Annotated in this window: 6 protein-coding genes; 5 read left to right on the forward strand and 1 reads right to left on the reverse strand. The window is 68.2% G+C overall.

The window, feature by feature from the left end:
• Positions 1–1,822, forward strand: a 1,822-nt coding sequence (locus VFF46_RS32330; RefSeq protein WP_325041033.1) for a PKD domain-containing protein, incomplete at its 5' end; no start/stop codon positions are given.
• A gap of 146 nt (positions 1,823–1,968) precedes the next feature.
• The gene (locus VFF46_RS32335; protein WP_325041034.1) at positions 1,969–3,783 is read left to right on the forward strand and encodes an alkaline phosphatase family protein; all 1,815 of its coding nucleotides are present in this window, start codon (positions 1,969–1,971) and stop codon (positions 3,781–3,783) included.
• Between the two features lie 51 nt (positions 3,784–3,834).
• On the opposite strand, the gene VFF46_RS32340 is transcribed toward VFF46_RS32335, so the two are convergent.
• The gene (locus VFF46_RS32340; RefSeq protein WP_325041035.1) at positions 3,835–5,454 is read right to left on the reverse strand and encodes a M28 family peptidase; all 1,620 of its coding nucleotides are present in this window, start codon (positions 5,452–5,454) and stop codon (positions 3,835–3,837) included.
• Positions 5,455–5,788: 334 nt separating this feature from the next.
• On the opposite strand from VFF46_RS32340, the gene VFF46_RS32345 reads away from it, so the two are divergent.
• The 3 genes from VFF46_RS32345 to VFF46_RS32355 form a co-directional block, all read left to right on the forward strand.
• Positions 5,789–7,237, forward strand: a complete 1,449-nt coding sequence (locus VFF46_RS32345; protein ID WP_325041036.1) for an alkaline phosphatase family protein — start codon at positions 5,789–5,791, stop codon at positions 7,235–7,237.
• A 99-nt stretch (positions 7,238–7,336) separates the two neighbouring features.
• Positions 7,337–7,873 carry a DUF664 domain-containing protein gene (locus VFF46_RS32350; protein ID WP_325041037.1) on the forward strand — a complete coding sequence of 179 codons (537 nt, stop codon included), beginning with the start codon at positions 7,337–7,339 and terminating at the stop codon, positions 7,871–7,873.
• Between the two features lie 31 nt (positions 7,874–7,904).
• The coding region (locus VFF46_RS32355) for a hypothetical protein (RefSeq protein WP_325041038.1) at positions 7,905–8,762 on the forward strand (858 nt) is incomplete at its 3' end.

An 8,762-nucleotide genomic window follows, 5' to 3' on the forward strand; every position in this document is an offset into this window, starting at 1 on the left:
CTGCAAGGGCCAGAACGACGACGACCAGACGATCGGCACGGGCTTCCTGAACTACGTCGCGACGAACGGCCTGCCCGCGTACTCGTACGTCGAGCTGTTCAACGACCACCCCGGCACGTACCAGGACATCCCGAAGAACGACGCGGTCACCAAGCAGGTCGTCGACTCGATCATGGGCAACGCGTCCTACAAGGACAACACCGTGATCGTCGTGACCGAGGACGACACCCAGAACGGCTCGAACGGGCCCGACCACGTGTCCAACACGTACCGGGTGCCGACCGTGATCGTGGCGTCGCCGAAGTACATGAAGCAGGGCTACGTCAGCCACGTCGCGTACACCACGAACAACGTCCTCGCGGCGATGGAACGCACGATGGAGAACGTCTCCCCGGGCATCATCGACCCGAACGGGAACCTCGGGCTCGGCACGTACCCGATGACCTCCGCCGACCAGGCCGCCCTGGGCGATCCGCTCGAGGACCTGTGGATCCAGGGCTCGACACCCCTGACGGCGTCGGCATCCGGTACGCCGTCGACCGGCAACGCGCCGCTCACCGTGTCGTTCAGCGGCTCGGCCACCGGTGGCACCGCGCCGTACTCCTACAGCTGGAACTTCGGGGACGGCTCGGCCGCGAGCACCGCGCAGAACCCGAGCCACACCTACACCGCGGCCGGCACCTACACGGCCACGCTGACGGTCACGGACACCTCGTCGCCCGCGAAGACCGCCACCTCGACGGTGACGACGACGGTCGGCGCGGTCGGCAGCCCGCTCACGGCGACCGCGTCCGGCAACCCCACCTCCGGGCAGGTGCCGTTGACAACAAACTTCAGCGGTACGGCGACCGGCGGCACCCCGTCGTACAGCTACAGCTGGAACTTCGGGGACGGTTCCGCGGCCAGCACGGCGCAGAACCCGAGCCACACGTACAACACGGCCGGCACCTACACCGCGACGCTGACGGTGACCGATAGCTCGTCACCTGCGAAGACGGCGACCGCGACGGTGACGGTGACCGCGTCGCCGATCGCCGGTACGCCGCCTGACGCACCGACCGGGCTCACCGCGACCGCGGGCAACGCCCAGGCGACGCTGAAGTGGACGGCGCCCGCGAACAACGGCGGCGTAGCGGTCACGTCGTACAAGGTGTATCGCGGCACGAGCAGCGGCTCGGAAACGCTGCTGACCGGCGGCGGCTGCAGCGGCCTGGGCGTGGTGCTCACCTGTACCGACACCGGGCTCACCAACGGGCAGGCGTACTACTACAAGGTCAGCGCGGTGAACTCGATCGGCGAAGGGGCCCAGTCCTCCGAGGCGACCGCGACGCCGACGGCCGGCTCGTGTACGACGCAGCAGCTGCTCGGCAACCCCGGCTTCGAGACCGGTACGGCGCCGCCGTGGTCGGCAAGCTCCGGTGTGATCAGCAACAACACCAGCGAGCCGGCACGCACCGGAAGCTGGAAGGCCTGGATGGACGGGTACGGCGCGACCCACACGGACACGTTGTCACAGGCGGTAGCGCTGCCGACCGGATGCACGAACTACAAGTTCAACTTCTACATGCACGTCGACACCGCCGAGACGAGCACGACGACGAAGTACGACACCCTCAAGCTGCAGGTGCTGAACAGCGCGGGCACCGTGCTGGCAACGCTGTACACCTACTCCAACCTCAACGCGAACACCGGCTACAACGTTCACTCCTTCAACCTGTCCGGCTACGCAGGGCAGAACATCACGCTCCAGTTCACCGGTGCGGAGGACTACACGAAGCAGACATCGTTCGTCATCGACGACACCTCCGTCGACGTGAGCTGAGCGCGTCCACAGTTTCCCCGTGCTGTGGTTACGGAGCGGCAGGGTATTGGACACCTGGGCTTCACGCAGGGGCTGTACCAGGCGCATAGGCATGGATCGCGCGCTTGTTCGTCCTAGGTCAGCCCCTTTCGATTCCTGGAGACCCCATGTCGAAGTACACCCGTCCGATCGCGGGCGGACTCGCGGCGGCGTCGATCGCCGCGTTGTGTGCCCTGCCGTTCATCGGCACGAGCGCTCAGGCCGCTCGTGCGACAAGCACGCCCCACAGCACGTCCCCCAGCACGTCCCACAGCAAGCATGTGCTGCTGATCTCGATCGACGGCATGCACCAGAGCGACCTCGACCGGTACGTCGCCGCGCACCCGAAGTCCACGCTCGCCGGACTGACGCGCGGCGGCCGCCAGTACACCAACGCGCTCACGTCGAACCCGTCGGACTCCGACCCGGGCGGCACCGCGCTGATGACCGGTGGCAACCCGAAGTCGACCGGCGTGTACTACGACGTCGAGTACAGCCACAAGGTCGACGAGGCGGGCGCGGCCTGTACTCCGGGCCACCCGGCCACCGGCGGTGACGTCGTGTACGACTCGCCGGACGACGCGCTCCCGGGCGTACCGGACCTGAGCACCGGCGCGGCGCACGCGTTCCCGTCGTTCGACGAGAACGGCTCGATCTACGGCCCGAACGGCGCGGACAGCAACCCGGCGCTGATCATGAACCTGAAGAACGACGCGTCGTCGTTCGACAGGACGACGTTCCCGATCGACCCGGCGACCTGCAAGAACATCATGCCGTGGGACTACCTGGGCGACAACTCGATCTTCCAGGTGGCCCACGCCGCCGGCCTGCGGACCGCCTGGTCGGACAAGCACGCCGTGTACCTGTCGTTCAACGGCCCGGGCTCGCAGGGCAAGAGCATCGACGACTTCTTCGGCCCCGAGATCGACTCGCAGGCCGTGATGCCGAACGGCAAGCCGTACCCGCAGGACGACGACTGGGCGCACATCGACGCCGCCACCAAGCAGTACGACGGCTACAAGGTCCAGGCGATGCTCAACGAGATCGACGGTCTCGACCACTCCGGCAAGGACCACGTCGGTACGCCGGCGATCTTCGGCATGAACTTCCAGACCGTCTCGGTCGCGCAGAAGATCCCGTCGACCTCGGCGAACCTGGTCCCGGACGGTCACGGCGGATACACCACCAGCGCGCCGCAGCCGGGTGGCTACCAGTTCGTCAACGCCAAGCTGGTACCGGGACCGGTGCTCTCGAGCGCCTTCGACTCCGTCGACGCCGAGCTCGGCCGCATGGTCGCCGAGATCGCGAAGAAGGGCCTGACGAACTCGACCACGATCATCGTCACCGCCAAGCACGGTCAGTCGCCGCAGAACCCCACCAAACTCGTCACCGTGCCGGACGGTCCGATCGTCGACGCGATCAACGCCGAGTGGGCCAAGACGCACCCGGGCAAGACCCTGGTCGTGGCCGGCACGAACGACGACCTGTGGCAGTCGTACCTGTCGGACAACTCGCAGGCCGCTGGCAACTTCGTCAAGAACTACCTGTGGAACCACACCGCCAAGGGCGTCGACATCAACAAGAAGCCCGTCACCGTGCAGCACTCGGGTCTGACGCGCATTTGGGCCGGCGACCAGGCCGCGCGGTTCTTCGGAGTACCGGTCGGCAACGGCCGCTACCCCGACGTGTTCGGCAAGGTCCAGGAGGGCATCGTCTACGCGAAGCCGACCAAGCTCGCCGAGCACGGCGGCATGAACACCGGTGACCGTCACGTACTGATGGTCGTCAGCGGCCCGGGCATCCGGCCCCAGGTCGTGCATGCCCCCGTCGAGACCACCCAGGTCGCTCCGACGATCCTCGCACTGCTCGGCCTCGACCCGCACAGCCTGCGGGCCGTTCGGGTCGAGGGCACGCGGGTCCTCCCGGGCGCAGTGGCCCGGTGATCTGTCGCTGGGCCTCGGCCTGATGCAGCCGAGGCCCAGCTCGTCAGCAGCTCAGCTCTTGGGGGCCGCGGCCTTCGGTTGGGCCGGGCCCGCCTTGGCATGGCCGGTGCCGGGCTTGGTGGCGTTGAAGACCTGCGTGTCGTAGGCCATGTGGCCGACCATGTTGGCGAATGCCTTCGACATCCAGGTCATGACCACGGGGTCGTTGTTGCTGAGGTTGTCGCACCAGCGGAACGGGTTGTCCACGCAGCCCCCGTCGGTCCCCGGCACGTTGCCCTCGAAGTTGCCCTCGTACCCGCCGAAGAGCGCAACGTCCGACGCGAGCTTGCAGCAGTCCTGACCAGTCAGAACACCACTCGCCGGAACGCCCGCCAACTGGAACTCGAAGGCATCCGTACCGTCGGCCGAGAACAGGATGTGGTTCTTCCCGATCGAGTTGAGGTAGTCGATCCCGAAGTCGCGCCCGATCGCCGACGGAGCGAAGATGCTCGGCGGCATCGGGGTGCCCGGTCCGCGCCCGAACAGCGTGACCCCGTCCTTCGGGTCGAGAACACCGGCCACGTAGTTCGGTGTGGCCGTGACGTCGGCGTCGAGGTCGAACTTGATCTTGGCGAGTTCACTGGCCGGCAGGGTGTTCACGTAGTACTTCGAGCCGAACAGTCCGAGCTCCTCGCCGCCGAACCAGATGAAGCGCAGATGGTTGCGGGTACTCGTGTTCTTCAGCTGCTGGGCGATGTCCAGGATCGTGGCCGAGCCCGACGCGTTGTCGAGCATTCCGGCTCCGTAGATGGCGTCCAGGTGCGCGTCGATGACGAGGACGTTGTTCGGATCGCCGCCCTTGGAGTCGGCGATGACGTTCCAGTCGGAGCGGTTCGGGTCGTCGATGACCTGCACGTTGACGGTCAGAACCGGGCCCGTGCCCGGGACGTACTGTGACAGCAGCTGCGTGCCGACGGCGTACGACGTGAACAGTACGGGGATCTTTTCGGTACCGGCCAGGCTCCCGGAGAAGGCGCTCGTACGTCCGGGGTTGCCCTCGTTGAAGATGACGGCCGCGGAAGCACCGGCCGCCTCGGCGTTCGCCACCTTCTGGGCGAACGTGCACGTGCCGCGCTGGATCAAGGCGATGTTGCCCGGCACGAACCCGGCGAAGTCCGCGGCTGCACAGCCGCTGGCCGAGCTGGGTGCGGGCGTCGCGGGTACGACGATGCCGCCCGCCGGCTGCACCTTCGCGGTCACCGAACCCGCGACTGTCGCGGGGTTGAAGTCCGTGACGAGCCCGAACGACTGCGGTGCCGGCGAATCCTCTCGCATCACCGGAGTCCCGACGAAGCTGAAGTAGTGGAACTTGTACTCCTGCAGCTTCACGTCGTAGCCCGCCGCCTTCATGACGCTCGCCACGTAATCGGCCGAGGCCTTGTAGCCGGGCTCTCCCGAGTTGCGGGACGGGTGGCCGTCGGCGCCGGGATTGGCGTCCGCGATCTGCTGGAACTTGACCATGTGCTTCCAGAGGTCGGCCTGGGTTACACAGTCGACGAGCTTCTGCGGGGTGTTGTTGACCCGGTTGGCACAGGCCGTCGGGTTGGTGTCGGCGACCGGAGCCGTGCCGGTGGCGCTCGACGCGACCGGCGTCAGCGCCCCTGTGATCGCCAGAGCACCCGCAGTGGCCATCACGAGTCCCCAGCCCCGCCGTCGTCCTTGTCTTGGGCCCATCGTGAAACTCCTCCCTGACAACGGAACTCGCCGGCGTTGTCGTCGACGAGCCTTCCGTGCTACAGCCTGTGATACCTCCGGAACAGTGCCGAATGAAGACCTCGTGCCAAGTAGCAGCTGTCCGGCCGGTTGTGCGGCCATGCTCGGCTGCAGGTCGTAACCCGGGCGTTGCGCATCGTTCGCGATCGTCTCGCCCGGCCGATGCTGAGCGGCCCGATGCGCGTTACCGGTGCGCAGTTGAGTCGTTGCCGTCCGGTGTCCTTGCAGAGGAGTTGTGACAGACGTGGAATCGATGGCAGGAATGACCCGGCGGCGCTTCTTGGGGTCGGCGGCGGCAGCGGTGGGTACGGCGGGCCTGGCGCAGCTCCCCTGGTCGATGCGGAAGGCGCTGGCTGCCCCGGCGCGAGACCTGGCGCACCTGCGGGAGATCGAGCACGTGGTGATCCTGACCCAGGAGAACCGGTCCTTCGACCACTACTTCGGGACCCTGTCCGGAGTCCGCGGGTTCGACGATCCCGATCTCCGGACGCTGCCCTCCGGCAGGTCGGTGTTCTACCAGCCGGACGCGCTCAACCCGGACGGGTACGTGCTTCCCTTTCACCTGGACACCACGACGACGAACGCCGCGGCGATCCACGATCCCGGGCACGGCTGGCCCACGCTGCACCAGGCGTGGAACGGCGGCACGATGGACAACTGGGTACCGTCGCAGCGGGCCGCCGTGGGTGCGTTCGGCCCGCTGACCATGGGCTACTTCACGCGTAACGACCTCCCCCTGCACTACGCGTTGGCCGACGCGTTCACGATCTGCGACCACTACTTCTGCTCGGTCATGGGGCCGACCTGGCCGAACCGGCTGCACACGATGACCGGCACGATCGACCCGACCGGTGCGAACGGCGGCCCGAACGTCGCGACCAACTCGTTGCCCCCGAGCGGCGGTTTCACCTGGACGACGTACGCCGAACGACTCCAGGCGGCGGGAATCAGCTGGCGCAGCTACCAGTCGCACGTCTTCGGCGACGGGCCGGAGCTGGGGTGGTTCAAGCAGTTCCAGACCGCGCCGGCGGGCTCTCCGCTGTACGAGAACGGCATGAAGCTGCGGCCTAAGACGGCGATCATGGACGACATCCGTACCGGCAACCTGCCCCAGGTCTCGTGGCTGCAGTCGGAGGCCGACGAGCACCCGAGTGGCCTGCCCGCGGCGGGCGGCGCGTTCATCTACGACCTGCTGGACGCGCTCGCGTCCACCCCCGAGGTCTGGAACAAGACCGTCCTGTTCATCACCTACGACGAGAACGGCGGCTTCTTCGACCATGTCACGCCACCGACGCCCCCGCCCGGCACTCCTGGGGAATTCCTGACCACGCTGCCCCGGCAGGCAGGCGGTATCGCCGGCCCGATCGGGATGGGCTTCCGCGTGCCGACGTTCGTCATCTCGCCGTGGAGCCGGGGCGGCTGGGTCGCCGGCGAGACGTTCGACCACACCTCGCTGCTGCGCTTCCTCGAGGTCCGGTTCGGTGTCCGGGAGCCGAACATCAGCGCCTGGCGACGGCAGACGGCCGGTGACCTCACCTCGACGCTGCGCTTCCCGCGCCGCGACGTACCGTTCCCGGCGTTGCCGGATCCGGCGCCCGTCGTGGCGCGGCAGAAGGAGGAAGCGGCCACCCTGCCGGACCCGTCGGTTCCCGCCGCACAATCCCTGCCCCACCAGGAGCCAGGCACCCGCCCACGGCTCTAGCCCGCACTCGGCGCCCGTTCACAAAGCCCGGGGACCCGCGCGGTCTCCGGGCAGTGACGCCGTTGTGCGGCATGCTGGGCCGAGGAGAGGAGCCGTGCCTTGGACTGGAGAGATCTACCACTGGAGCAGGGCCCACTGCGTGACGAGGCGGGGACGCTCCAGTTCGCGCTCGATCGGGTGCGCAAGCAGTTCGCCTGGAAGACCGGCGGACTGACAGTCGAGCAGTTGCGGCAGACGCACCCGCCGTCGACGATGACGCTCGCGGGACTGATCAAGCACATGTCGTTCGTCGAGGACGGCTTCACCGCGAAGGCAGCCGACCGCCCGCTCGGCCCGCCCTGGAGCACTCGCAGCTGGGTCGAGAACGACCGGTGGGGCTGGGAGTCCGCCGTCACCGACGACCCGGAGGAGCTCTATTCCTTCTGGTACGCCGCGGCCGCTCGCTCTCGCACCACCTGGCAGGAGCTGAGCGCAGACGGTGGTCTGGACGTGGTTGTCGAGGACCCGGATCCGGCCTGGACGACGAACCGGCGGCGGGTCGCGTTCGACCTGCTGGAGGAGTACCTGAAGCACACCGGTCACGCCGACGTACTGCGGGAAGCGGTGGACGGACTGCGGGGCAACGATCCTGAATGAGCTCGCGGACGCACTGCGGAAGTCGTACGGCGTGCGTGCGGCCGAGCTGCACCGGATCCACGCCGGCACCAACACCATCAACTACCAGGTCGTCGACGACACCGGCCGCTCCTGGTTCGCCAAGCTGTACCAGGGCAACCTCAACCGGGAACGCGAAGCCATCGACCTGACCGCATACGCCGGACACGCAGTCCCGGTCCCCGCCCTACAACGAACCCTCAACGGCGACCCGATCGCCGCCCTACCCCGGACCACCCACAGCGAGCCGGCCGCCGCCGTACCACCCACCGTCGCCGGCGAGCTGATCGCCGACGCACCAAGAACCGCCCACGGCGAACCGGTCCCCGACGCACCACGCACCACCCACGGCGAGCCGGTCGACGACGCACCACGGACCGACCCCGGCGAGCCGGTCGCCGCCGGACCACGCACCGCCCACGGCGAGCCCGTCGACGACGCACCACACACCGCCCACGGCGAGCCCGTCGACGCCGCACCACGCACCGCCCACGGCGAACCGGTCACCGCCGCACCACGCACCGCCCACGGTGAACCGGTCGACGGCGTACCGCGGACCGTCGACGGTGAGCTGGTCGTCGGGCGGTTGGCGATGTCGTTGTGGGAGTTCGTGGACGGTGAGACTGCCGAGGGTGGGATCACCGGCGCCCGCTGGCCCGCCGTCGGGAACATGCTGGGCAGACTGCACCGCCGGCTGTCCGAGCATCCGCGCGCCGCGCCGACGCTCCGACCGGCGACCGAGGTCCGTGACATGGTGCGTGCCCGGCGGAGCTTCGACGAACTGATCGCCCGCTTCACGGCACGCGACGAGCTGAGCCCGTTCGAAGCGTGGGCCTGCGAGGCGGCGCAGGAACGCCGGGCGCTGCTCGGG

It is taken from the genome of Kribbella sp. (assembly GCF_035655035.1).
Taxonomy (GTDB): domain Bacteria; phylum Actinomycetota; class Actinomycetes; order Propionibacteriales; family Kribbellaceae; genus Kribbella.

Excerpts from the sequence above, each read along its gene's own strand:
- VFF46_RS32335 (WP_325041034.1), top strand. The coding sequence starts at position 1,969 with ATGTCGAAGTACACCCGTCCGATCGCGGGCGGACTCGCGGCGGCGTCG.
- VFF46_RS32340 (WP_325041035.1), bottom strand. The coding sequence starts at position 5,454 with ATGGCCACTGCGGGTGCTCTGGCGATCACAGGGGCGCTGACGCCGGTC.
- VFF46_RS32345 (WP_325041036.1), top strand. The coding sequence starts at position 5,789 with ATGGCAGGAATGACCCGGCGGCGCTTCTTGGGGTCGGCGGCGGCAGCG.